Here is a 26,799-nt window from a genome sequence, read left to right on the forward strand (position 1 = left end):
GTAACTCCTAGACCGCCGCCGAGCCGACACGGCCCTTGCGCAGTGCATCGATGACCGCTTCTTTCGGGCCGTCAGCGACGACCCGGCCGTTGTCCAGCACCAGCAACCGGTCTACCAGGCTCAGCATCGAGGTGCGGTGAGTCACCAGCAGCAGGGTTTTGCCTTGCACCCAGCCATGCAGTTTCTGCCGCAGCGCATCTTCACTGCTGTTGTCCATGGCGCTGGTGGGTTCGTCGAGCAGCATGATCGGCGGATCGAGCAGTAACGCGCGCGCCAGCAACACCGCCTGGCGTTGGCCGCCGGATAGCAGCTGTCCGCGTTCGCCCACCGGTCGGTCGAAGCCTTGCGGGTGTTGGCGGGCCAGCTCGGTGACGCCAGTCAGTTCGGCGACTTCGAGCATGCGTGAATCGCTGATGTAACGCGCGCCCAAGGTCAGGTTGTCGCGCAAGCTGCCGGCCAGCAGCGGCAGGTCGTGGGCGACATAACCGATCTGCTGGCGCAGGTCAGCCACGTCCAGTTGGCGCAGGTCGAGGCCGTCGAGCAGTAACTGGCCTTGTTCCGCTTCGTAGAAACCCATCACCAATCGCGCCAACGTGCTTTTGCCGGAGCCGCTGCGGCCGATGATGCCGACCCGCTCGCCGGCTTTCAGACTGAAGCTGACTTCGCTCAGCGCCGGTGCGTTCTGGCCGTTGTAGTGGAACGTCACGCCGCTGACGTCGAGGGCGCCTTGCAGCTGTGTGCGTTCCAATGGCCGTTGTTTGCCGTCGCGTTCCTGCGGCAGGGCCATCAGCGCGTCGGTGCTTTTCATCGTTAGTTGCGCTTGCTGGTAGCGGGTGATCAGCCCGGCGATCTGGCCGAGCGGGGCGAGTACGCGGCTGCCGAGCATGTAAGTGGCAACCAGCGCGCCGACGCTGAGGTTGCCGGCAATGATGCTGTAGACCCCGGCCACAATCGTCGCCATCCCGGAAAACTGCTGGATGAACAGCGTGCCGTTGGTGGCCAGCGCCGACAGGTTGCGCGCGTGGCTGTCGAGGCGGGTGAGGGCGCCGTGGGTGCTTTCCCATTTGTGCTGGCGCTCGCTTTCGGCGCCGCAGGCCTTGAGGGTTTCCAGACCGCCGAGGGTTTCGATCAGCACTGCCTGACGCTCGGCGCCGAGGCTCAGGCTTTTCTGCACGGTGTCACGCAGGCGCACCTGAATCGCCATGGCGAAGATGATGGTGATCGGAAACGCCAGCAGCGGAATCACCACCAGCCAGCCGCCGAGCAGGCCGATCACTACCAGCATCAACACCACGAAGGGCAAGTCGATCAGGCTGGTCAGGGTCACGGCGGTGAGAAACTCACGCAGGCCCTGGAAGTCGTGAATGCTCTGGGCAAAGCCGCCTATGGTCGCCGGCCGCGCTTTCATCGACATGCCGGTGATGCGCTCGAACAGCGTTGCCGAGAGGATCACATCGGTTTTCTTCCCAGCGGTGTCGAGCAGATGCGCACGCACCACGCGCAGCACCAGTTCAAAACCGGTGCCGATCAGCAAACCGATCGAAAGCACCCACAGCGTCGAGGTCGCCTGATTCGGCACCACGCGATCGTAGGTCTGCATGACGAACAGCGGCACCATCAGGCCCAGCAGGTTGATGAGGAAACTGGCGAGAATCGCATCGCTGTACAGCCATTTCGACAGTTTGAGAGTGTCGCGAAACCACGCATTTACCCGTGGCACCAGCGGCGCGCGCAGGTCTTCGAGTTCGTGACGCGGACGGGCGAACAAGGCCTGGCCGCTGTAATGTTCGCTGAGTTCTTCGCGGCTCACCCATTGCTCGCCGCCGTCGGCTTCGCTGGGCAGCAGCAGGGCTTTGCCATCCTCGCCGAAGCGCCGCAGCACAGCGGTGCGGCCGTCGTTGAGCAGCAGCAGGATCGGCAGGTTCAGCGGCGAAATGTCTTTCAGGTCACGACGCAACAGCCGCGCCTGCAATCCGGCCCGCGCTGCTGCACGGGGCAGCAGATCGAGGCTCAGGCGTTGTTTGTTCAGAGGCAGCCCGGCGCTCAGGCTGGCACGACTGACCGTGGCGCCATGCAGTTTGCAGAGGATCAGCAGACCGTCGAGTAACGGGTCGTCGAAGCTCAGGCGCGGATCGACCCCGGTGGCGCCGGGTTCCATGCTGGTCATAGTGATTGCCTCTGTTGAACGGGCTCGGTTATCGGATCGTTCCCACGCTCTGCGTGGGAGTGCCTCTAGGGACGCTCTGCGTCCAGTGACGCGGAGCGTCACGGGCTGCATTCCCACGCAGAGCGTGGGAACGATCAGAGATCGCAGCCTTCGGCAGGTCCTGCAGGATCTATTTCAACTCGGGCAGGCGCGCCTGGTTTTTCACTTCGGTCGTGGCAATCGCATCAGCCGGCAGCACCACGCGTTGCTTGCTCAGCAACTGGCCCATGTTCGCCAGCACGCGGTACATCGAGTATTCCTCGGTGTAGCGGATTTCGGTGTAGCGACGGTTGGCGTTGTACAGCTCGTTTTCGCTGTCGAGCAGGTCGAGCAGGGTGCGTTGGCCGAGGCCGAACTGGTCCTGATAAGCGGCGCGCACGCGTTTGGTGGTTTCTGCGTACTCGCGAGCGGTCGGCGTCTGCTTCTTGGCATTTTCCATGGCGTTCCAGGCCAGACGAATGTTCTCGTTGAGCTGACGCAGGGCGTTGTTGCGGATGTCCATTGCCTGGTTGATGTCGTGGGCATTCGCGGCCAGACGTGCCTTGTCGCTGCCGCCACGGAACAGGTTGTAGTTCATCACCACACCGACACGCCATTCGTTGTCGTGGCCTTCGTCGCCCTGCACGTTGTTGTTCGCGCCGACTGCTGCTTCGGCATCGAAGCGCGGGTAGAACGGCGACTTGGCCACTTCGTACTGGCTCTCGGCGGACTGCACGTCAGCCTGGGCCGATTTCAGGTACGGGTTGTTGTCGACCATGCTCTGCTGCGCTTCACGCAGGTCCGGCGGCATCTCACCGCGAGTCGAGGCCGGGGTTTCCAGCTCATCGGGCATGCGTCCGACCACGCTGTAGAAATTCGATTCGGCGTCGGCCAGATCGACTTCGGCGGTGTCGAGGTTGTTCTGCGCCAGTGCACGACGGGCAACCGATTGATCCGAGTCGGCGGTGCTGCCGATGCCGCGCTCGGTGCGCAGGCCGATCTGATCGTTGACGCGCAAGTGCGCCTGCAGGTTGTTCTTCGCCAGCGTCACCAGTTCACGCCGCTTGAGCACTTCGAGGTAGACCTCGATCGTGCGCAGGGCCAGATCCTGCGCGGTGCCCTGCGCGTAGTAGGCGCGCGAGTTGGACACGCCCTTGGTGCGCTCGACCTCGTTGGCGGTGTTGAAGCCGTCGAAGATCATCTGCCGCAAGCGCAGCTCCGACTGGGTGTAATTGAGGATTTCGGTGTTGTGATTACCGAAGGCACGGGTGTTGGTGTTGTCGCTGTAGCCGCGCCCGTAGGCAGCGTTCAGATCGACCGACGGATAAAACCCGCCCTTGGCCACTTTCACCTGCTCATCCGCAGACAGGCGGGCGTCCACGCGCGAAGCCAGCTCCGGGTGGGTGGCGATGGTGCTTTGAATCGCCTCGGTGAGGTTCATCGCCTGGGCTTGGGAAGTGCAAGCCATGGCCAGCAAAACCGCGCTGCAGAGGGGGGTTAAAACGCGCATGGGTGCATCTCCCTGGATCTCAATGTTGTGTTACCGTCGCCAAATATTTGACGTAAATTTAGGGTGTAAGCGTTTCACTCTTGTAACAACAGAGCTAAGAACATCCTAGAGCGTAGCTAAGAAAAAATTTTCATAAGGTTTATTCCAAAAAAAACTTATGCGGTTTTTCAAAAGCAGCACATTGTTCAGCTCGAAAGCCTTTGTTTTATGCGCTTTAGGGAGCTCAAAAAGGCTTGAGGAAAGTTCCATTCACTTTGCGAGACACTGCGAAGTACTGCTGAAGGGGAGGGACGCGTAGCGGGGAATGAGCGACAGATTTTTGTCACTCGAGTGATTCACCCCCGTTACGTAGCGCTAGTGGGTCGATGGATTGAACAGGGTTGGCAAGTGCTTGATAGCGCTGACAATTCGTTTCAAACCAGGCCTGCGAAACGAACTGTCGAGGGTGCGAGCGTCGCCCCCGGCAACCCGATTGAGCCATGGGCTGCTTCGCGAACGAGTGCCGACGGTGGTCGGCAGCGGAGGATTTCACATGGCAGCGCTCATCGGTACGGTCACAAAAGTCATTGGTCAGGTGTTCGCTCAAGCGAGCGACGGCATCAAGCGTCCGCTGTTCGAAGGCGATCGTTTGTACGCCGGCGATCAACTGATCACCGGCGCGGAAGGCGCGGTGGCAGTGAAACTGCAAAACGGCGAGGAATTGACCCTCGGCCGCGGCAGCAGCATCACCATGACCGGGCAATTGCTGGCCGACCAGGCTGTGCCGGTGAACGTCGACGAAGCGCAGACCCCGAGCCAGGCGCAACTGACCGATGTCGAGCAGATCCAGCAAGCCATCGCCGCCGGGGAAGACCCGAGCAAAACTGCCGAAGCCACTGCCGCCGGCCCCAACGCGCCCACCGGCAATACCGGTGAACTGGGCGGCGGGCACAGCTTCGTTCTGCTCACCGAAGTTGGCGGCCGAGTCGATCCGATCATTGGTTTCCCCACCGCTGGCTTCAACGGTATTCCCGAATTTCCCGAGTATCGTCGCGACGCGGACATCGACAATGGCGACGACACGCCAGCGCCGGTCGTGGTGCCACCGCCACCAGTGAACAACCCGGTCATCCTCAACGGCCTCAATGGGGCGGATGGCGAACTCAACCTCAATGAAGCCAATCTGCCTGACGGTACAGCGGCCAATCCAGGCGCGCTGACGCAAAGTGGCAGCTTCACGGTCTCGGCAGCGGATGGTTTGAACAGCCTGAGCATCGGCGGCATCAACGTGATTGTTGGCGGCGTGCCGATCGGCTTTCCCCAGTCGATCACCACGCAACTGGGCAACACCCTGACCATCACCGGTTACAACGCGGCGACCGGTACGGTCAGCTACAGCTACACCCTCAACGGCAACGAAACCCACGCGGCCGGCGACGGCGTGAACAATCTCAGCGAACAATTCACCGTGATCGCCACTGACAGCAATGGCGACAGCGCCACTGGCACCCTCGACGTGAATATCACCGACGACGTGCCCAAAGCGTTTGATGACGCCAACGGCGTTGCCTCGGAAACCTTGCTGACCCTGACCGGCAACGTCCTCACCAACGACATACAAGGCGCTGACCGCGTACCCACCGGACCGGTCACGCCGGGTACTTTCACCGGTACTTACGGCACGTTGGTGCTGAACGCCGACGGCACCTACACCTACACGCTCAATACCAGCGATGCCGATTTCAAAGCCTTGACCGGCGGAGGCAAAGGAACCGAAACGTTCGCCTACACGATCACCGATGCCGACGGCGATAGCAGCAGCGCCAATCTGGTTCTGCAGATCCACAACAACGACGATCCAGTCACCATCGATGGCCTGAACGTCGCCGGTGGCGAGCTGACGGTTTACGAGAAGAACCTTGGCGATGGCAGCGCCCCGGATGCTGGTGCGCTGACGCAAAACGGCACGTTCACCATCACTGCACTGGACGGCGTCACCACGCTGACCGTCGGCGGCATCGCCGTGGTGACCAACGGCGTCGCCGCAGGCTTCCCGCAGTCAATCACCACGCCATTGGGCAGCACGCTGACGATTACTGGTTTCAACGCTGCGACCGGCGTGGTCAGTTACAGCTACACCCTGGCCGACAACGAAGCACATCCGAACGCCAACGGCGCGAACAATCTGCCTGAGCAGTTCGCAGTCACGGTAGTCGATGACAACGGCACCACCGCCACCGGCACGCTGGACGTGAACATCGTCGACGACCTGCCGAAAGCCAACGATGACAGCAACGGCACTGCCTCAGAAAGCCAACTGACCCTGACCGGCAACGTCCTGACCAACGACGTGCAAGGTGCCGACCGCGTACCTACCGGCCCGGTTACTCCGGGCACTTTCACCGGCACGTTCGGGACGTTGGTTTTGAACGCCGACGGCACTTATACCTACACGCTCAATACCAGCGATGCCGATTTCAAAGCCTTGACCGGCGGTGGCAACGGAACCGAAACCTTCGCCTACACGATCACCGATGCCGACGGCGATAGCAGCACCGCCAACCTCATTCTGCAGATCCACAACAACGACGATCCAGTCATCATCGACGGCCTGAACGTCGCTGGCGGCGAGCTGACGATCTACGAGAAAAATCTCAGCGACGGCAGCGCACCGGACGCCACCGCGCTGACACAAAACGGCACGTTCACCATCACTGCACTGGACGGCGTCACCACGCTGACTGTCGGCGGCATCGCCGTGGTGACCAACGGCGTCGCCGCAGGTTTCCCGCAATCGATCACCACGCCGCTGGGCAGCACGCTGACGATTACTGGTTTCAACGCTGCGACCGGCGTGGTCAGTTACAGCTACACCCTGGCCGACAACGAAGCACATCCGAACGCCAACGGCGCGAACAATCTGCCTGAGCAGTTCGCAGTCACGGTAGTCGATGACAACGGCACCACCGCCACCGGCACGCTGGACGTGAACATCGTCGACGACCTGCCGAAAGCCAACGACGACAGCAACGGTACCGCCTCGGAAAGCCAACTGACCCTGACCGGCAACGTCCTGACCAACGACGTGCAAGGCGCCGACCGCGTCCCAACGGGTCCAGTCACGCCCGGCACTTTCACTGGCACGTTCGGAACTTTGGTTCTGAACGCCGACGGCACTTACACCTACACGCTGAATACCAGCGATGCCGATTTCAAAGCCTTGACCGGCGGCGGTAACGGCACCGAAACCTTCGCCTACACCATCACCGATGCCGACGGCGATACCAGCACTGCCAATCTCGTACTGAATATCCACAACAATGACGATCCGGTGCTGCTCAATGGCCTCGACGTCAACGGCGGCGAACTTACCGTCTACGAAAAAAACCTCAGCGACGGCACCAGCCCCAACACCCCGGCGCTGACCCAGAACGGCACTTTCACCGTCAGCGCTCTCGATGGTCTTCAGACCCTCACAGTCGGTGGCATCGCGGTGATCACCAATGGCGCGGCCGCAGGCTTCCCGCAATCAATCGTCACCCCGCTGGGCAGCACCTTGACCATCAGCGGTTATGACCCGGCGACCGGCGTGGTCAGCTACAGCTACACCCTGGCCGACAACGAAGCCCATCCAACCGCCAACGGCGCCAACAGCCTCACCGAGAACTTCGACGTGGTGGCGACTGACACCGATGGCAGCACCGCCAGCGGCCAGATCAACGTCAACATCGTTGATGATTTGCCGACCGCGCATGCGGACGCGGCTTCGGTGGCGGAGGGTGGCACCGTCAGCGGCAACGTACTCAACAACGATGTCGGCGGCGCGGATGGCCCGGCGATTACCGGCGCAGTGGTCGGCGTGCGTGCCGGTGCCGACACCTCGACTTCGGCCATCGGCGGACTCAATTCGCAGATCAACGGCACCTACGGCTACCTCACGCTTGATGCCAACGGCAACGCCGTTTATCACAGCAATCCCAACGCGGTGAACGGCCCGGGCGCGGTGGACGTATTCACCTACACCGTGCGCGATGCCGACGGTGACGAAAGCACCACGACGATCACCATCGACGTCTACAACAGCTGCCTGAAAGCGGTCAGCGACACTGACGTCACCGTCTACGAAAAAGCCCTCGACCTGAACCAGGATGGCCAGGATCTGGCGGCGGGCAGTGTGGTCGGCAGCGATCCGAACAGCACCGGCGAAACCGCTTCCGGCACCCTGGTCGGCTCGGTCACTGGTGCGGTCGGCGCGATCAGTTATGCACTGGTCGGCAGCGCCACCGGCAATTACGGGCAGATCGTCCTCAACGCCAATGGCACTTACACCTACACCCTGACTTCGCCGGCTACCACTACGCCGCACGCTGACGACGGCGCCAACAGCCTGAGCGAAACCTTCACCTATCAGGCCACCGATTCGCTGGGCAATGTCGTCACCAGCACGATCGTTGTGAGCATCGTCGATGACGTGCCGAAGGCGCTGAATGACAGCAATGCCGACAGCGCAACAGAAGCCCAGGTGACCCTGACCGGCAACGTCCTCGACAACGATGTGCAGGGCGCCGACCGCGTCGCCAGCGGCCCGGTAACCGCCGGTACTTTCACTGGCACTTACGGCACGCTGGTGCTCAACGCCAACGGCACTTACACCTACACGCTGGACGCCAATGACGCCGACTTCAAAAACCTCCAGGGCGGCGGCAACGGCACGGAAACCTTCGCCTACACCATCACCGATGCCGACGGCGACACCAGCACCGCCAACCTGGTGCTGAACATCCATAACAACGACGATCCGGTGTGCCTCGACGGCCTCAACGTGAAGGGCGGCGAAATCACCGTCTACGAGAAAAACCTCAGCGACGGCAGCAGCCCCAACACCTCGGCGCTGACCCAGAGCGGCAGCTTCACCGTGACTGCGCTTGATGGCCTGCAAACCCTGACGGTCGGTGGTATTGCGGTGATCAGCAATGGCGTCGCCGCCGGTTTGCCGCAATCGGCGGTATCGCCGCTGGGCAGCACCTTCACCATCACCGGTTACGATCCGGCCACCGGCGTGGTCAGTTACAGCTACACCCTGGTCGACAACGAAGCTCATCCGAACGCCAACGGCGCCAACAGCCTCAGCGAGAGCTTCGACGTGGTCGCCACTGATACCGATGGCAGTACCGCCAGCGGTCAGATCAACGTCAACATCGTCGACGATTTGCCGACTGCCAACGCCGATACCGGCTCGGTGGCGGAGGGCGGCACGGTCAATGTCAGTGTGCTCGGCAATGACCTCAGCGGTGCCGACGGCGCCGCCACGGTGGTCGGCGTGCGCGCCGGCAGCAACACCGCGACGTCAGCCAGCGGCGGGCTCAACAGCAACATCAACGGCAACTACGGCTACCTGACCCTCGACGCGGCGGGCAACGCGGTTTACCACAGCAACCCGAACTCGGTGAGCCCGCCGGGCGCGACCGACACGTTCACCTACACCATCCGTGACAGCGATGGCGACGAAAGCACCACGACGCTGACCATCAACGTCGCCGACAGCAAACTGGTCGCCGCGGTGGATCAGGATGTCACGGTCTACGAAAAAGCCCTCGACCTGAACAAGGATGGCCAGGATCTCGCCCCCGGCACAGTGACCGGCAGCGAACCGGGCAACACCGGTGAAACCGCCAGCGGCACGCTGGTCGGTTCGGTCAGTGGCGGCAGCGGCGCGATCACGTACACCCTGGTCGGCAACGCCACCGGCAGCTACGGGCAACTGCAGCTCAACGCCGACGGCACCTACACCTACACGCTGACGTCGGCACCGAAAACCGCGCCGAACGCCAACGACGGGTCGAACACGCTCAGCGAAACGTTCACCTACAAAGCCACCGATGCGCTGGGCAACAGCACCACCAGCACGCTTGTGGTGAACATCGTCGACGATGTGCCGAAAGCCGTTGCCTCGGATCGCTCGGTTACCGCAGTGGAGATCGATTCCAACATCCTCATCGTCCTCGACATCTCCGGCAGCATGGCCGATCCCTCTGGCGTGCCGGGCCTGTCGCGGCTGGCACTGGCCAAGCAGGCCATTGGCGCCTTGCTCGACAAGTACGATGATCTGGGCGATGTGAAAGTGCAGTTGGTGACGTTCAGCAGCAATGCCGCCGACCGCACCACGGTGTGGGTCGATGTCGCTACTGCCAAGACATTGCTCGCCGGCCTCAACGCCGGCGGCGGCACCAACTACGATGCCGCCGTGGCGGTGATGCAGACCGCGTTCAACACCACGGGCAAACTCACCGGGGCGCAGAACGTCGGCTACTTCTTCTCCGACGGCAAGCCTAACGAGGGCGACATCGGCACGGCTGACGAAGCCGCGCTGAAAAACTTCCTCGACGCCAACAACATCAAGAACTATGCAATCGGTCTGGGCAGTGGCGTGAGCAACGCCAACCTCGATCCGCTGGCCTACGACGGCATCAACCACACCAATACCAATGCGGTGGTGGTCACCGATCTCAACCAGCTCAACTCGGTGCTGTCCGGCACCGTGCAGGGCGCGCCGGTTACCGGTTCGCTGCTGGGCGACGGTGGTTCGTTCGGCGCCGATGGCGGTTTCATCAAATCGATCGTGGTCGACGGCACCACCTACACCTACGATCCGAAAGCCCTCAGTGGCCAGGGTTCGTTGACCGCGAGCGGCGGCGCCAACCACGGCACCTTCAATACCGCCAACAACACCGTCAGCATCGCCACCAACAACAGCGGCACGCTGGTGGTCAGCCTCGACACTGGCGAATACAGCTACACCTCGCAGAAAACCACCGCCGTGGTCATCACCGAAAACATCGGTTTCACCGTCAGCGACAACGACGGCGATCTGGCCAGCTCCACCCTGACGGTGAAAGTGATTCCCAACGCGCCACCGGTGGCGATGGACGATCACGTCATCACCAACGTGCTCTCGGGCAACATCGTGGTGCCGGGTGAGCTGCTGCTGGCCAATGACAGCGATCCGAACGGCGACACCCTCAACGCCACACCCACCAGTTTCAATACTGGTTGGGTTTCGAAAGCGGCGGACTTCACCGGTACTGGCCTGATCGGTTTCACTGGGCAGAACAATAATGCGGCCAACCAGAACCTGGCCAACGTGCGCAGCGCCTTCAGCGCCAATGCCGCGACCATGACCGCTGTGCTGGTGGTCAGCGGTTATCTGGGCATGGTGAGCAACAGCAATGCCAACGATGAAGATCGCATCACCGTCAATCTACGTCAGGGCGAAACCCTCAATCTGGATCACAATCTGGGTGCCGGTAAGATCAGCATGGAGTATTCGCTCAACGGCGGTGCCTGGATGGCGCTGGCGGACGGCCAGACCCTCAGCGCCTCGGCGGACGGCGTCTACCAGATCCACATCACCAACATTGGTAATGGTGGCGGCAACCCGAACGCGGCGGAAAACTACCAACTGACCATGACCCTCAACTATGCGGGGGCCCACGACATCACGCCGGACTACCACGGCACCTACACCGCCAACGATAACCACGGCGGCAGCGACACGGCCAACGTCAGCATCAGCTATCAGGACGGCCACACCCTGACCGGCACTGCTGGCGACGATGTGTTGGTAGCGGGCAGCGGCAACAATGTGATCAACGCCGGCGAAGGCAACGACGTGCTCAGCGCAGGCTCCGGCAACAACGAAATGCACGGCGACGGCGGCAACGACTTGCTCTACAGCGGTGCCGGCAATGACCTGCTCGACGGCGGCACTGGCAGCGACACCGCCAGCTACGCCCACGCCACGGCCGCCGTCACCGTCAATCTCGGCCTGCTCGGTGCGCAGAACACCCTCGGCGCCGGTACTGACACCTTGACCGGTATCGAAAACCTGATCGGCTCGAACTTCAACGACAGCCTCACCGGCGACGGCAACAACAACGTGATCAACGGCGGCCTCGGCAACGACTTCCTCAATGGCGGCGCTGGCGATGACTTGCTGATCGGTGGCATGGGCAACAATACGCTGACGGGCGGGGCAGGGGCCGACACCTTCCAGTGGCTCAAGGGCAACAGCGGCCACGACCTGATCACCGACTTCACCCCCGGCACCGACAAACTCGACCTGTCGCAACTGCTGCAAGGCGAAAACGCCAGCACCGCGTCGCTGGACGACTACCTGCACTTCACCGTCAGCGGCAGCGGCGCCTCGGTGATGACCAGCATCGACGTCAGCGCCATGGCCGGCGGCACGCCGAACCAGACCATCGACCTCGCCGGCGTCAACCTCGCCAGCCATTACGGCGTGACACCGGGGGCGGGCGGCATGGTGGCTGGGGGGCATGACACGGCGACGATCATCAACGGGATGCTTAATGATCATTCGTTGAAGGTGGATACGGTTTGACCTGAGGTCTGAAACGACAAAACCCGCCGCCCCGGTTGTTTCGGGGGCGGCGGGTTTTGTCTGTCTGTAGAGACGTGTTGTCTTTAAGTCAGCCTTCGCGAGCAGGCTCGCTCCCACAGGGGAGAGCGGTGAAACTGTGGGAGCGAGCCTGCTCGCGAAGAGGCCGGTTTATCCGTAAATGGGATAGATACACCATGGAGCCCATCGGGCGTTCAGGTCCGAATGGCAATAAATTCCGCCGTTGGCATGTCCATATATCGCTCGCAGGTTGCCGGGACAACCGCTTTCATCACACATCCTGTAGATCCCTCCAGCGGCTATTGGCCAATAAGGATCGGGACCATATACAACTTGCATGGCGTGCAGTGCTCGGCTCATCGGTACTGCGCCCGGAATGCTGTATCGCCAGTTGAGCGCCTCTTGGTGTGTCATGCCGTAGCCGCCGATAGCCAACTGATAAACATTCGTCACACTGACGTAATAAGAAAATGAGCTGAATCGGTCCTGTACAGTAATGTACGTATTGCCGTTACGTATGCCCGTGACTTTCCCGTTGCCGTCGACATAAGCCACGTTCGGATTACTGCTTCTGTAGGTGATCGGGTGAACGCCTGTAGACGGGACGGCGGCGCGGATTTGGGTATTGTTTGGAAAATCTGCACTGTGAGTGTGGCGCCATGCATAAACTCTCTGTCCTGACAGGGCCATGGCGCTATTGTTGACTTCCAGCACTCGGCGCAGCATGAACGAGCGTAAAGGAGAGAGAAGACCATCGCCATAGAGTGCTCGAATCTGCACGACTGCCAGGACATCGACTGCCAGTCCCTTCAAAAGCGTTGAAAATTTCCCGTCCTTGTCTGTGGTCAATGTCTCTATCGACTTGCCATTCACCAGAACGTCAACCTGCTGTTCTACGCTCGCAGTTCCCTCGATCGTGACATTCGGATCAACCGTAAGGTCGCTATGCGGTATCTCTCGGTTCTGCGAGTCCTTGACCAATGTAATGACCGGTTGCAGTTCAACCAGAGATTCGATTTGGTACGTCTGGTGAGGAAATTCCACCGGTTTGCCGCGCAACCCCAGGCGCACGGAAAATATCAATGTCGCCGTACTGCCGCTTTTGAGATTTCTCAACACTTCCAGCGTCGGCGTTGACAGTTCCCGTATCAGCCCGGCGCTGGTGGCGCTCGCCTCCGCGTTGATGATGACGTGGCGGACAGGGTTGTTTGTGCTGTCGATGCCGATCAGCACCAGCGTCATGCTCTGGCCCGGCCGTTGTCCGTGCCAGAGGTTGACCACCAATTTGTCTGTGCTGGTCAGTTTTTTCACGTCCAGTATTCCATTGTCAAAGCCAATGATCCGCGGCCTCGGGAATCTGGGGTCCTGATCAGCGATCAGTTTGAAAGAAATTTTTATTTCCGGAGATGAACCGATTTTCTTGCCATCCTGATTCAGGTTGAATTTGAAACCCACGGTTTCGCCGTGAAGCGCCGTTATCAACTTTCTGTTCAGGAGAAAGGTGGCTTGTTTGGCCGAATCCAGATCTACCAGCGGGAAGCGATCAAATCCCAAGGGCAGTGGTGTGCACACCAGGCGGACCTTCTCGGTCTTGGCATCGAGATATTCCACCAGCATGCTCGGCAACTCCGCCAATGGATCAAGCGGATTAGTGAAAGGTGATACCAGTGAAGGCGGCGTGAGGACAAGCTCCTTGGGATCGCCGATCTTCAACTGAGCGATATCGGAAAAGACTTCACTTTCGCCGGGATTGGTGATGGTGGCCTGCACGGCCAGTTTCGCGCTGGCGTAGGGCTTGATGTACTCATTCTCGGCCTCGAAAACGATGGGCTTTGAAGGATCGGTTACCAGCTGTCCCCAAGTGAACTGTACCAACTTGCCATTGATGTCTGTGGTCTGCCAGTGCAGCTTGACCTCTGCCCCTTGTTTCAAGGGCCAGAAGCTGGCGACACTTATAAGGGCTTTGGCAGTATCGACCGCCAGTTCGCCTTCCACCAGTGGGGTGACCTCCGGCGCTCCCAGTGGCAACGATTTACCCGCAACGGTTACGTCAGCAGGTTTGGAGAGCTTGGGCTGACCTGCTCTGGTCAGGATATAGGTTGCCCGTAAACTTCCACCTATCACATTTTGAATGCGGAAGTTTTCGACTGGAAAGTACAGTGTCTTGCTGGCGACGGTCACCGTTAAAGAATAGGTATGAGTGACTGGCACGTTGTTTCGGGTGAATCCTTCCAGTGTCAGGGCGATCACATCGTTGATCGCAAAACTGCCCGTCAGGAGAATGTTTGTCGGGCCGCCTGCAAGCCAATCATGATGTAGAACGTCGTCGCCGTCGGACTGCTCGAAAATCGGCGCGGCCAGCAGAGTTATTCCTGGCTTGAACGGCAGAATGAGCGGTTCCGAAAAGCCACTGGAGTTCTCGACAACGTCATAGACGCTCCAGCGCACCACCAGATTGCTGGTTTGTTGCAATTTGCCAAGTAAGTCAGACGTCAGCTTGAAAACGATGTCGGCCGAGGCGTCAGTCACGACGAAGTCCAGCCGCAGCGAACCACATGTCAGCACGACCGTATCGCCGATCTGCTGATTGAAGTAATGCTTGACCGTGACTTCCATGCCCTCTTTGATGACGTTCTGATCGACGATGCTTTCCGATGCGAGCGGCAGCTTGAGGCCCTGATTGAGGGACTTTCCACCATCAGTGTCAGCCTCGCCGGGTGCGGGGTATTTGAACCAGAGCTGTGCGTGTGGCGATTCCGATGGGTTGCCGCTCTGTCTTGTGACTATCATCCAGCAATCCAGCCTGACGTCTGTAAACGGCAGGAATTTCTCCTCGAGGATTTCAGCTGAAATGTAAAAAAGTACGGTTTTAGGAATCTTTCCATCGGCCTCAAAATCCTCCTCCGTAAGGATGAAATCAATCACGGACAAAGGGTTATTGACATCGGGTTTATCGATGAAGACTTTGATATGGTCACCAATGCCTTGAGACAGATACTCCGGGAGACGGAAGCCCAATCCGTTAATGTTCTGAGCAACCATGGCGATGTTGATACCGTAGCTCTTGTCAGTTTGCAGCTTGTGCAGGAGTGGTTGCGGCGGATAGAGGGCCAGCACACCGATACCGGAACGCGGCGCAGGAGGGAATATCAGGTATTGTGAGCTGTTCATGAATTTTCGCCTTCCACAGGGGGCGCTTACCTGGGCTGTCAGCGCCGATACGGAAGAATTAAGCATGCGACGTTAAAGCGCGCACCTGTCAACTCTGACAGGTGCGGACGGATATCGGATGAACGGTTGTGCTGCCGACGGTGGGGCGATCAGCGTTTTTTCAAGGTCTTCTGCCGCAAGATATAAACCGTCACCAGCACCGCACTGGTCAACATGAACCCCCGCGCCCAAACCAGCGGCACCAGATAACACGAGAACAGGATGCTCACCCACATCAGCCCGATCGCGTAGACCTTGCCTTTGAGCGGGATGCCGTTGCCCTCGAGGTAGTCGCGGATCCATGGCCCGAGGCGTGGGTGTTCGACCAGCCAGCGGTAGAAGCGCGGAGAGCTGCGCGCGAAGCAGGCCGCGGCGAGCAGGAGGAAGGGGGTGGTGGGCAGGACCGGCAGGAAGATGCCGATCACCCCCAATGCCACGCTGAGCCAGCCGATGGCCAGCAGCACGTAGCGCAACATCAGGGGGCGGTTGCCTATGGGATTGTCCATAGGCCGGTTCTTAGTGATGACGAGGCTTGAGGATCGCCGGTTTTTCGTCGGGGGCCTGGCACAGCAGGTACAGCGCGGTCAGGGCTTCCGGGATCTGAACGATCATGTCGTCCATCAGGTTGGCGTCCTTGGCGATGTCTTCGAATTCAGGCTGCTCGTCGAACAGGCCGGAACCGACCATGATCGGCAGGAGCATTTCGCTGACTTCTTCTTCGGCGGTTTCGAACCACGCCGCTTCGCGCAGGAACACGCCTTCCATGAAACCGATGCACCAGCCGCGCAGTTCGGAGTCGTCCGGCTCTTCGCCCAGATCCAGTTCGCACGGCAGTTCGAATTCTTCATCCGAGGCCAGTTGGCGAGCGATGTGCGCCTTGAGACCGATCAGCGTGGCTTCGATTTCGGCACGCTGGGCTTCGTCGGTGTAATGCGGCTCTTCGGCGAACAGCGCGTCGATCCACTCGCGCTCCGGAACGTCTTCGGAGCAGATCGACAGCGCGGTCAGGTAACCGTGGGCGGCGACGTAATCCAGCGCCTCGTCGTGCAGCTCGTCGGCGTCGAGGAAGACTTGCAGGCGGGTCAGTTGCTCAGCGAAGGACATTACGGGGCTACCTTGGGGAATAAACAATGCGGGAATTCTAGGCCTTCTTGCGCGCTCTAGCCAGCCGCTTGGCAGATTTGCCCGCACGGACGCACGCAAATGCCGGGTCGGACGCAAAACCTGTGGGAGCGGGCTTGCCCGCGATGGCGGTGTGTCAGTCGATGAAGAAGTTGTCAGTGCCGGCCTCTTCGCGGGCAAGCCCGCTCCCACAGGGTTCGGTGTGATGTCAATTGCAGAGTGAGTCTTCTCAGCGGCACCCTCTGCGGCGAAGGCCTCGGGTATACTGCCGCGTTTTGCGATCCCTGCCGGCGCTGCGCTGGTCATGCAATGTGTTCTTACGTTTTGTTTAAGCAGCCGAAGCTGCTCTGAACCAGCCTGAGCAGGGATGTATCGGTAGATTTTTGGAGTTTTTATGCTCGAACAGGCTCAACGCGTCCTCAAGGACATCTTCGGCTACGACAGTTTCCGTGGCCGTCAGGGTGCGATCATTGAGCGCGTGGCCAGCGGCGGTGATGCGCTGGTGCTGATGCCTACCGGTGGCGGCAAGTCGTTGTGCTTCCAGGTGCCGGCGCTGTTGCGTGAAGGTCTGGCGGTGGTCGTTTCGCCGTTGATCGCGTTGATGGACGATCAGGTCGCCACCCTCGAAGAACTGGGCGTGGCCGCCGCTGCGCTGAACTCCACGCTGAGTGCCGAGCAGCAGCGCGACCTCGCTCTGCGGATCAAACGCGGCGAAGTGAAAATGCTCTATCTGGCGCCCGAGCGCTTGGTGCAGCCGCGCATGCTGGCGTTCCTGCAAAGCCTGGAAATCGCTTTGTTCGCCATCGACGAAGCGCATTGCGTATCGCAATGGGGCCACGATTTCCGCCGCGAATACCTGCAACTGGGTCAATTGGCAGAGCTGTTTCCCAACGTTCCGCGCATTGCCCTCACCGCGACCGCCGACAAGCGCACCCGCGAAGAAATTGTCGATCGCCTGCACCTGCAGAACGCCGAGCGCTTCCTGTCGAGCTTCGACCGCCCGAACATCTTCTATCGCATCGTGCCCAAAGAACAGCCGCGCAAACAGTTGCTGGCGTTCCTCGCCGAACGGCGCAGCGATGCCGGCATCGTTTATTGCCTGTCGCGCAAGAAGGTTGAAGAAGTTGCGGCGTTCCTCAGCGAACAGGGTTTCCCGGCGCTGCCGTATCACGCCGGTCTGCCCAACGATCTGCGCGCCTATCACCAGAAGCGCTTCCTCAATGAGGAAGGCCTGATCATGGTTGCGACCGTGGCGTTCGGCATGGGCATCGACAAGCCCAACGTACGCTTTGTCGCGCACCTTGATCTGCCTAAATCCCTCGAAGCGTATTACCAGGAAACCGGGCGCGGCGGCCGTGACGGGCTGCCGGCGGATGCGTGGATGGCTTACGGTCTGCAAGACGTGGTGATGCTCAAGCAGATGCTGCAGAACTCCGAAGGCGACGAGCGGCACAAGCGTCTGGAGCAGCACAAGCTCGACGCCATGCTCTCGCTGTGCGAAGAAACCCGCTGCCGCCGGCAGGCGTTACTGGCCTATTTCGACGAAGACATGCCCGAACCGTGCGGGCATTGCGACAACTGTGTCGACGGCGTGCAGACCTGGGACGCCACCGAGCCTGCACGTCAGGCGTTGTCGGCGATTTTCCGCACCGGCCAGCGCTATGGCGTCGGTCATCTGGTCGACGTGTTGCTGGGCAAGGACAACGAAAAGGTGCGCAGCTTCGGCCATCAGCATTTGTCGGTGTTCGGCGTTGGCAAGGTGCTGAGCGAGAGCGAGTGGCGGTCGCTGTTCCGCCAGTTGGTGGCGCGTGGATTGGCCGATGTCGATCACGAGGGTTATGGCGGTCTGCGTCTTAATGACAGTTGCCGGCCGCTGCTCAAAGGCGAAGTGAAGCTGGAACTGCGCCGCGACCTGAAACCGCAAGTCACCGCCAAAACCGGCAGCAAGAGCCAGGCCAGCCAACTGGTGCGCGGCGAAGAACGCGAACAGTGGGAAGCCTTGCGCGCACTGCGGCGCAAATTGGCCGAAGAACACGGCGTGCCGCCGTACGTCATCTTCCCCGACTCGACGTTGCTGGAAATGCTCCGCAGCCAGCCGACGTCTCTGGCGGAAATGGCCCGGGTCAGCGGCGTCGGCGCGCGCAAGCTGGAACGCTATGGCGAAGCCTTCCTCGAAGTGCTCGGCGGCGAGGCGGAGGCGCCGAAGGTGGTCGCCGATGTCCGTCACGAGCTGATCACCCTGGCCCGCGCCGGCATGACCCCGCTGCAGATCGCCGGGCAGTTGCAGTGCTCGGAGAAGAACGTCTACGCCATGCTCGCCGAAGCCATCGGCAAGCAGCAATTGTCGCTGGAGCAGGCGCTGGACTTGCCAGAAGAGCTGATGGGCGAAGTGCAGGACGCGTTCCTCGACGGGGAGGGCGAGTTGCCGTCCGTCGCTGAAGTGGCTGAGCTGTTTGCCGGGCGTGTGCCGGAAGGCGTGCTGTATTGCGTGCGGGCGGCGTTGCAGTCTGAATTCGAGATGTGAAACGACGTATGCGCCAAGCCCCGCGCAGTTGTAACGATTCAGTACAGAGCGACTCTTGCCTATAACTGCCGCCCATGCTTAGCTGACTAATAATTAGATTTTCCGTATTTTCAGTCTAACCGTGAGTGTTTTATGCCGTTAACCGATCAACATCGCTTTGGTATGCAACTGGCCCAGATGTCCCGTGGCTGGCGTGCCGAACTGGATCGTCGTCTCGCCGGGCTGGGCCTGTCGCAGGCGCGCTGGCTGGTGCTGCTGCATCTGGCGCGTTTTGAAGAGGCACCGACCCAACGCGAACTGGCGCAGAGTGTCGGCGTCGAAGGCCCGACCCTGGCGCGCTTGCTTGATAGTCTGGAAAACCAGGGACTGGTGCAACGCCAGTCAGTGATGGAAGACCGTCGGGCGAAAAAAATCGTGCTCTGCGCACCTGCGCTGCCCCTGATCGAACAGATCGAGACCATTGCCACGCAGCTGCGCCACGAATTGTTCGAGGGCGTCGATGAGGCGGATTTGAAGGTGTGCATGCGCGTACACGGGCACATTCTGGCCAACCTGGAAAAATCTTGAGGCACATCCCGGCAGTGATTTTTTGAGAGATCGCGCTGAGCCGACTATAAGAACTACTGGGCAATATCGTGTTCGTACCGGATGTGCGAACGCATAGAAACCGGTTTTGCTTATTTAAGGGATGCTCATGCTCGCAAGTCGGCACGTGCTGCGCGGGGGCGCCAAATGGCTGCTGCTCGCTGGCGTATTCAGCCATTCGACCTGGTCGATGGCGTTGGGGTTGGGCGAAATCACTGTTCACTCAGCCCTCAATCAGCCGTTCAAGGCCGACATCGCGCTGGTCGATGTCGGCACGTTGACGCAAAACGATCTCTCGGCCAGCCTGGCTTCGGCGGATGAATTCGGCCGGGCGGGCGTCGAGCGGGTGTTCTTTCTCAATGACCTCAAGTTCATCCCGATCCTGCGCGGCAGCCGCCAGATGATCCGGGTGACGTCCGGCAAACCGGTCAACGAACCTTTCCTGAATTTCCTCGTGCAGCTCGATCAGCCCAACGGCCGTCTGCTGCGCGAGTACACGGTGCTGATCGACCCGCCGGGTTCGCCGGCCATCGTGCCCGCCACCGACGAGCCGGATCCGCGCCCGCAATCCTCTGAATTTCCAACCGTCGAACCGGTTACCGCACCGCCCCAGGCTGCCCAGGGCAAACGCACTGCGGCGCCTGTGCCGCCAACGCCGGCGGCACCTGCCAACGATGCGCAGGCCGAGCAACTGGCCGCCAGCGTGCTGCTCACCCAGCAACTGCAAAAGACCCTCGACGAACAGAACCTCAGGCTGCAAGAGCAGCAAGTGCAGATAGCCGACGGCAAGAAGCAGATCGAGGAGTTGCAAACCCGTCTGGCCGAAGTGCAGAAAGCGCCGCCACCACCCGTGGTCGCGCCGGCTCCGGCCGCTGTTTCAGCCTCGGTCGAGGCGGCAGACGATGGCGTGAACTGGCCGCTGCTCGGCGGACTTCTATTGCTGCTGGGCGTGCTGGCTGCGTTGCTCATACGTCGCCGTCAGCAACGTTCGACAGCAGATGGCACGCCGCTGCCGCTATTGCCCGTGAGCGCCGAAGAAGAAGTCGACGAGCCCGAGCTTCAACAATCTGTCGGTGCGCACGCGGCCGCCGATCATCGCGACGAACCCGGTGCCGGCGATGTGCTGGAGGCCGTGGGCATCTATCTGGCCTACGGTCGACTCAGCGAAGCGGCCGGGCTGCTGCGCGATGCCTTGCACAAGGAGCCTGAACGCACTGATCTCGGTCTGCAGTTGCTGGAGGTTCTTGGGCGCCAGGGTGACAGCGGCGCTTTTGAACAGCAGGAAAACCGCCTGCGTGCGCTTGGCGTCGATGACCGCGAACTGATTGAAATCCGCGCTCGCCATCCAAAACTGGCAGGCGCCGCACCGGCGGCATTTGCAGCAACGCCAATCGCGCCCGAACTGCCCGTGGCCTCGGCAGCGACCGCAGCCGCGCCGCTTGCAGCGTCGCCCAGCGCTCTCGAGGATGATTTCGAATTGAATCTGGGCGAGCTGTCGATGGATTCAAATTGGGATCTGAACGACAGCCGCACTGATGCCGCGTCACCGCCGGTCGATGATCCGGCGCTGGGCACCAGCCTGTCGGTGTTACCTGTCGATTTCGAACTGCCACAGGCTGCATCTGCCGAAGAAGCCGAACTCGAATGGATCCCCGAACCCGACGCCCAGCCGCTCGACGACGACTTTCTCAATGAGTTCGGCGATCCCGAGCCGTCGCTGGTGCTGGAACCTCTGGATCTGCAATTACCCGAGTCCACCGACACTGACACCGAGGCCGCCGGCAAACTCGAACAGGCGCAAACCTGCATCGACGACGGCGACATCGACAGTGCGATCGCCTTGCTCAATGAATTGCTCAGGGAAGGGGATGAGCCGTTGAAGCAAACCGCGAGGACTTTGTTGGCGGGGATTCGCTGAGCGCCAACGGATTTCGTGTTCATCCGAGACCGCTTTCGCGAGCAGGCTCGCTCCCACAATGGAGTGTGCTTTCCCTGTGGGAGCGAGCCTGCTCGCGAAGGCGTCAGAACGTCTGCCCCAGATTCAGATAAACCGCCTGCTCATCCGCATCATTCAACCCATACGTGAAGTTCAACGGCCCCAGTGGCGTGTCGAAGCCGATAAACACACTCGCGGCATTGATGTAGCCGCTGTCGAATTCATTGTCGTTGTTCCACGCCCGACCGCGTTCCAGCGAGGCCCCGGCGTACAGCGGGAAGTCCAGCGGCAGGTACGAGCGCGGCGTCAGGCGGCGGTAGTACACCGCGCGCATCAGGCTGACGTTCTGCCCGGACAGCGCATCCTCACGGAACCCCGACAACTGCCGCGCGCCGCCGAGCAGGAAGCTTGAGGTCACCACATTGGCATCGTCCAGCGTCCGACCGTAGCGCCCGCCGAGAATCAGCGTGTCGGGCCCATGGCTCATGGCCTTGTCGAAATTCAGTTCCCATTGGCGATAGCGATTGTCCGAACCCAGACCCGGTTCGAACTGAGCGAACGTCAGGCTGACGTCCTTGCCTTCGTGCGGAAAGTACACGTTGTCCAGCGAGTCGTAGGAATACTTCAAGGTATAGAAGCCCTCATTGAAACTCTCGCTCGGCAGATCCTGATCACCGATGCGCACGTCAGCCTTGCCCCACGCCTGGCCGACGCCGAGTCGCACTTCACCGTTGTTGCCGATCTGCCGGCCGAGGTTGAGGCCGAAACCGTAACGCTCGACGCGATACTGGGCGATTGGATCGTTATCCAGCACCGAGTCAACGTTCTGCGCCTCGAACGACCCGTAGGGTGCGACGAAGTAACGCGAGCCGACGTCCAGCGGCTGATAGAACTCGCTGTACAGCTCCTGCTTGTCGCCGATCTGCGCGCGGGTCAGCCATTCCGCGCCGAGGCGGTTGATGCCGTTGACGCGGTAACTGGCGCCGAGGTTGAAAGCACTGTCGCCGCGCATGTCGTCCGACAGATTGAGGCCGACCCGCAAATAATCGGTACCGCTGCGCTTGCCGCTGGCGCTGATGACCAGTGTGTGATCCTGGCGTTTGTGCACGACGCGGTAACGCACTTGATCGAAGTAATCGAGGCCGTACAGCGTGCCCATGTCCGAATGCAGGCGGCCCAGGTCCAGCGGCGCGCCGATCGGTTGGCGGATGTAATAGCGAATTACGTCATCGTCAACTTTCGAGTCATTTTCGACGCGGATCGCGGTAATGATCGGCGTGCGCTGCCCCGGCTGGCGGGCGGCGTTCAGTTCCGCGTCCTGGGTTTCCGTCGGCTTGAGTTGCGCCAGCCGCGCATCGAGGATCCGCGTGGCGCGGTAACCGGCGTCGATCATCTCCTGAGCCTTGCCGAAATCGGTCACGCCGAACGCGGCCAGCGCAGGCTGGATCAACACGTCATTGGCATGCAGAGTCGCCAGTTGTTCTTCGGAGTTGCGCCGGGTCATCAAGGTGATCGACTGATTGAGCACGTCCACCACGGTAGTCAACTGCTTGCGGTTGCGCAGCGGTGTGCCGATATCGACGACGATGGCAATGTCGACGCCCATTTCCCGCGCGACATCCAGCGGGATGTTGTCGGTCATGCCGCCGTCCACCAACAACCGGCCATCAAGCTCGACCGGGGCGAATACCGCCGGGATCGACATGCTCGCGCGGATCACCTGCGGCAGGTGGCCTTTGCGAAACACCACTTTCTCGCCATTGGCGATGTCGGTGGTCACGGCGCGAAACGGGATCGGTAGTTTGTCGAAGTCGCGGGTGTCGCTGGTGTGCGCCAACAGGCTTTCCAGCAACAGTGCGAGGTTCTGGCCCTGAATCACCCCCAATGGCAGGCCGAGGCTGCCGTCGTCGCGGAAGCTGAGTTTCTGCTTCACCAGAAAGTCGCGGTCGTCCTGTTTGCGGCGAAATGGCACGTCCTCACGCGGCGGCGCGTCGGACAGCGCCGCTTGCCAGTCGATGCTCAGGGCGAGCTTTTCCAGTTCGTCGACCTTGTAGCCCGAGGCGTACAGGCCGCCGACTACCGCGCCCATGCTGGTGCCGGCAATCGCGTCGATCCTGATGCCTTGTTCTTCCAGCGCCTTGAGCACGCCGATGTGCGCCAGCCCGCGCGCAGCGCCGCCGGACAGCACCAGGCCGACTTTCGGTCGTGGCGCCTCACTGGCGAGAACCAGCAGGGGAAGGAAACCAAGCAGCAGGCAGAGCAGCAAACGGCGCATTGTGAGTCTCGGGGCAAACGGTAAAGCCGGCTATTATAGCGGCGCCCTCTGTCTCAGGAGTTTCAGCGATCATGACCGTCGCCAAAGCCGAAGTTGTCATCACTTATTGCACCCAATGCCAGTGGCTGCTGCGCGCGGCGTGGCTGGCCCAGGAGCTGCTCAGCACCTTCGCTGACGACCTGGGCAAAGTGTCATTGGTGCCGGGCACCGGCGGGGTGTTTCACATCACTTGTGCGGGTGTGCAGATCTGGGAGCGCAAGGCCGACGGTGGTTTTCCCGAAGCCAAGGTATTGAAACAGCGAGTGCGCGATCAGATCGATCCTGACCGCGACCTCGGCCACAACGACCGCACTCAGTGAGAGGCGGCCTCGGCGGCGACGGTTTTCTTGTCGGCCGAGCCTGACATCCGCGCCGACACCACAATCGCGACGATGATCAACGCGCCACCGATGAGCATGCGCAGGGTCGGGGTTTCGCTGAACAGCAGCCAGGCGATGGTGATGCCGTAGACCGGCTCCATGGCGAACACCACTGCCGCCGTGCGCGCTTTTATCACCGCCAGACTGGCGACGAACAGGCTGTGCGCCACGCCCGTGCAGAACACTCCGAGCAGGGCGATCCACAACCAGTCCAGCGCTCGGACCTGACTCAACTGCGGCGCCGCGACCGGCAACAGACACAACGCCACGACGACGTTCTGGCACAACGCCGCCTGCACCGCCGGGATGCGTCCGGAACTGGCGCGGTTGGTCAGCGACAGCAGGGAAAACAGCAGGCCGGACAGTACGGCCCATAGCAAGCCGACGGTCGCGCCGCTGCCCAGATCGAATGCGGGCGTCACCAGCACCAGACCGATGCTGACCAATACCACCAGGACGATTTCATTGGCACGGATGCGTTCGCGGAAAATCAGTCCTTCGAGAATCACCGTAAACGCCGGGAAACTGGCAAAGCCCAAGGTGGCGATGGCCACCCCGGCGATCTTCACCGATACGAAAAAACTCACCCAGTGCCCGGCAAGCAACACGCCGCTGAGGGCGAGGCGCCGCCAGTCCACGGCCTGAAGTTTCTGCCAACCATGCTGGCTGGCGAAACGGGCGAAAAATGCCAGGGCGAGCACGGCAAAAGCCGCACGTCCAAAGACGATCACAGCAGGGGAGGCGGCAGCGAGTTTGCCGAACACACCGGTCAGGCCAAACATCAAAGCGCCAATATGCAGAGCGCCGAGGGCGGTACGCGGAGTCATTGCATTCCTTTTTTCAGGTTCAACTTCATGGGGCCATTGAACCGCGTCTCGGCCTGCAAGTCTGTCGGCAGGCTATCGTCTTTTGTCGCAGGAATCGCGCCGAAGATGTCCGGGCGATGAGCCGAATTCACGTAGGACTGCGGCCGAGAACGCACTTTGCGAGCTGTACCCGACGCGACTGGCTACTTCACCAATCGGCAATGCAGTGTCGCGCAGCAGTTGCACCGCGAGATGCAGGCGTCGACTGCGGATGTAATCCATCGGCGTCTGTCCGCATTCGGCCATGAACCGTGCGTGCAGGCGCGCACTGGATAACCCGGCCACGCGCGCCAGGTCAGCGACTTGCAGCGGATAGGCTGCGTAATGCTCGATGTGCGCATCCAGCGCGGCGTAGGGCAGGCGACGCGCGCCGAGTTCGGCAGGTTGCGCGTGATTGAGACTGGCCAGCAGCAACACCGCGCCTTGCTGCGCGATCAACGGATCGCTGACCGGACTGTTCGCCAGCCAGTTGACCAATTGGCTCTGCCCCGAGTCCAGCGACAGCCGCCCCGGATGATCGAGCAAGCGGCGACTGGCCTCGGCATGCGCGCCCAGCGAGTCCTGCACCCATTGCCCTTCAGGGATGTCGAGCACCAGGCAGCTGCTGCCTTGGGGACTGTCGCAGGCATGATGAGCGCCGGACGGAACCACCACAACACTCTGCTGACGCACTTGGCTGCCACAGCCCTCGACCTCGAAATCCAGCGCACCGGACAGCCCGAACACCAACTGCGCGTGCTCGTGGCTGTGCACAATCAGGTCGCGGGTGTACTGGCGCAGGGTGAGGATCGGTCGCATGGCAGGTTGTCTCCGAAGTGGCCGTCAGTCTACACCGCCGTACGCCGGATGCGTTGTCACACGACTGACTCAAGTCTGTCACGGTCGATTAACCGGGCGCGCGCAAGCTGGCGAAAACATCGCAGAGGGTTGCCCATGACCAGCGCCGAGCTCGCCCGACCCAGTCGCAAACAACGGGTGCGAACCCTGTGGATCTCCGATGTGCACCTGGGCACGCGGGATTGCCAGGCCGAGCACTTGTCGCAATTTCTCAAGGGCTACCACGCCGACAAGGTCTATCTGGTAGGTGACATCATCGATGGCTGGAAACTGCGCAGCGGCATGTACTGGCCGCAAGCCCACACCAACGTCATCCGCCGCCTGCTGACCATGAGCAAGCGCGGCACCGAGGTGATTTACGTCACCGGCAACCACGACGAATTCCTGCGGCGCTATTCGAAACTGATTCTGGGCAATATCCAGTTGGTCGATGAGGCGGTGCACGTTACTGCGGACGGCCGGCATTTGCTGGTGATCCACGGCGATCAGTTCGACGTGATCACTCGCTATCACCGCTGGCTGGCGTTTCTCGGCGACTCGGCCTACGAATTCACCCTGACCCTCAACCGCTGGCTCAATCACTGGCGTGCCCGCTATGGCTACGGCTACTGGTCGCTGTCGGCGTATTTGAAACACAAGGTCAAGACAGCGGTGAGTTTCATCAGCGACTTTGAAGAAGCCATCGCCCACGAGTGTGTGAAGCGCGAACTGCATGGCGTGGTTTGCGGGCATATTCACCATGCCGAGATTCGCAAGGTGGGGGAGGTGGACTACCTCAATTGCGGCGACTGGGTCGAATCGTGCACAGCGCTGATCGAGCATTGGGACGGCACGATCGAGTTGTATCGATTGGCGGATGCCCAGGCGCGGGAGGCGGAGCTCAGGGCTGCCAAGGTTGCCGAGATCGCTTAAAAGCAAAAGATCGCAGCCTT

Annotated in this window: 14 protein-coding genes; 6 read left to right on the plus strand and 8 right to left on the minus strand. The window is 61.0% G+C overall.

The window, feature by feature from the left end; translation table 11 throughout:
* Positions 1-7: 7 nt before the first annotated feature.
* Both D8U60_RS08685 and D8U60_RS08690 read right to left on the minus strand, forming a co-directional pair.
* Complete coding sequence (locus tag D8U60_RS08685) at positions 8-2,167, minus strand: type I secretion system permease/ATPase (protein WP_110601996.1); 2,160 nt, start codon at positions 2,165-2,167, stop codon at positions 8-10.
* 169 nt (positions 2,168-2,336) lie between these two features.
* Positions 2,337-3,695 (minus strand): TolC family outer membrane protein, encoded by a 1,359-nt coding sequence (locus D8U60_RS08690; RefSeq protein ID WP_016771146.1) that lies wholly within the window; start codon positions 3,693-3,695, stop codon positions 2,337-2,339.
* A gap of 532 nt (positions 3,696-4,227) precedes the next feature.
* Between D8U60_RS08690 and D8U60_RS08695 the strand changes: the two genes are divergently transcribed.
* Entirely contained in the window at positions 4,228-12,075 is a 7,848-nt protein-coding gene (locus D8U60_RS08695; protein WP_130899930.1) for a retention module-containing protein, read from the plus strand.
* A 168-nt stretch (positions 12,076-12,243) separates the two neighbouring features.
* On the opposite strand, the gene D8U60_RS08700 is transcribed toward D8U60_RS08695, so the two are convergent.
* The 3 genes from D8U60_RS08700 to D8U60_RS08710 form a co-directional block, all read right to left on the minus strand.
* A complete protein-coding gene (locus D8U60_RS08700; RefSeq protein ID WP_177435450.1) occupies positions 12,244-15,264 on the minus strand; it encodes an Ig-like domain-containing protein in 3,021 nt (1,006 codons plus the stop codon).
* Positions 15,265-15,413: 149 nt separating this feature from the next.
* Positions 15,414-15,809 carry a YbaN family protein gene (locus D8U60_RS08705; protein ID WP_016771144.1) on the minus strand — a complete coding sequence of 132 codons (396 nt, stop codon included), beginning with the start codon at positions 15,807-15,809 and terminating at the stop codon, positions 15,414-15,416.
* A 10-nt stretch (positions 15,810-15,819) separates the two neighbouring features.
* Positions 15,820-16,407 carry a YecA family protein gene (locus D8U60_RS08710; protein ID WP_016771143.1) on the minus strand — a complete coding sequence of 196 codons (588 nt, stop codon included), beginning with the start codon at positions 16,405-16,407 and terminating at the stop codon, positions 15,820-15,822.
* A 412-nt stretch (positions 16,408-16,819) separates the two neighbouring features.
* Between D8U60_RS08710 and recQ the strand changes: the two genes are divergently transcribed.
* From recQ to D8U60_RS08725, 3 genes are all read left to right on the plus strand, one after another.
* Positions 16,820-18,949 (plus strand): DNA helicase RecQ, encoded by a 2,130-nt coding sequence (gene recQ, locus D8U60_RS08715; protein ID WP_130899932.1) that lies wholly within the window; start codon positions 16,820-16,822, stop codon positions 18,947-18,949.
* 132 nt (positions 18,950-19,081) lie between these two features.
* Entirely contained in the window at positions 19,082-19,516 is a 435-nt protein-coding gene (locus tag D8U60_RS08720; RefSeq protein ID WP_016771142.1) for a MarR family transcriptional regulator, read from the plus strand.
* A gap of 127 nt (positions 19,517-19,643) precedes the next feature.
* Positions 19,644-21,452 (plus strand): FimV/HubP family polar landmark protein, encoded by a 1,809-nt coding sequence (locus D8U60_RS08725; RefSeq protein WP_130899933.1) that lies wholly within the window; start codon positions 19,644-19,646, stop codon positions 21,450-21,452.
* 103 nt (positions 21,453-21,555) lie between these two features.
* Here the strand turns inward: D8U60_RS08725 and D8U60_RS08730 are convergent, their stop codons facing one another.
* The gene (locus tag D8U60_RS08730) at positions 21,556-23,745 is read right to left on the minus strand and encodes a patatin-like phospholipase family protein (RefSeq protein WP_130899934.1); all 2,190 of its coding nucleotides are present in this window, start codon (positions 23,743-23,745) and stop codon (positions 21,556-21,558) included.
* Between the two features lie 71 nt (positions 23,746-23,816).
* On the opposite strand from D8U60_RS08730, the gene D8U60_RS08735 reads away from it, so the two are divergent.
* Positions 23,817-24,104, plus strand: a complete 288-nt coding sequence (locus D8U60_RS08735; RefSeq protein WP_016771139.1) for a SelT/SelW/SelH family protein — start codon at positions 23,817-23,819, stop codon at positions 24,102-24,104.
* On the opposite strand, the gene D8U60_RS08740 is transcribed toward D8U60_RS08735, so the two are convergent.
* Both D8U60_RS08740 and D8U60_RS08745 read right to left on the minus strand, forming a co-directional pair.
* Positions 24,098-24,991, minus strand: coding sequence for a DMT family transporter (locus D8U60_RS08740; protein ID WP_016771138.1), 894 nt, complete (start codon positions 24,989-24,991; stop codon positions 24,098-24,100). The two genes, D8U60_RS08735 and D8U60_RS08740, sit on opposite strands and share 7 nt — an antisense overlap.
* Positions 24,992-25,063: 72 nt before the next feature.
* Positions 25,064-25,828 (minus strand): helix-turn-helix domain-containing protein, encoded by a 765-nt coding sequence (locus tag D8U60_RS08745; protein ID WP_130899935.1) that lies wholly within the window; start codon positions 25,826-25,828, stop codon positions 25,064-25,066.
* A 135-nt stretch (positions 25,829-25,963) separates the two neighbouring features.
* Here D8U60_RS08745 and D8U60_RS08750 point away from each other — a divergent pair, with 135 nt between their 5' ends.
* Positions 25,964-26,779 carry a UDP-2,3-diacylglucosamine diphosphatase gene (locus tag D8U60_RS08750; RefSeq protein ID WP_076566531.1) on the plus strand — a complete coding sequence of 272 codons (816 nt, stop codon included), beginning with the start codon at positions 25,964-25,966 and terminating at the stop codon, positions 26,777-26,779.
* Positions 26,780-26,799 lie beyond the last annotated feature (20 nt).

The organism is Pseudomonas sp. Sample_11 (genome assembly GCF_004307505.1).
Taxonomy (GTDB): domain Bacteria; phylum Pseudomonadota; class Gammaproteobacteria; order Pseudomonadales; family Pseudomonadaceae; genus Aquipseudomonas; species Aquipseudomonas atacamensis.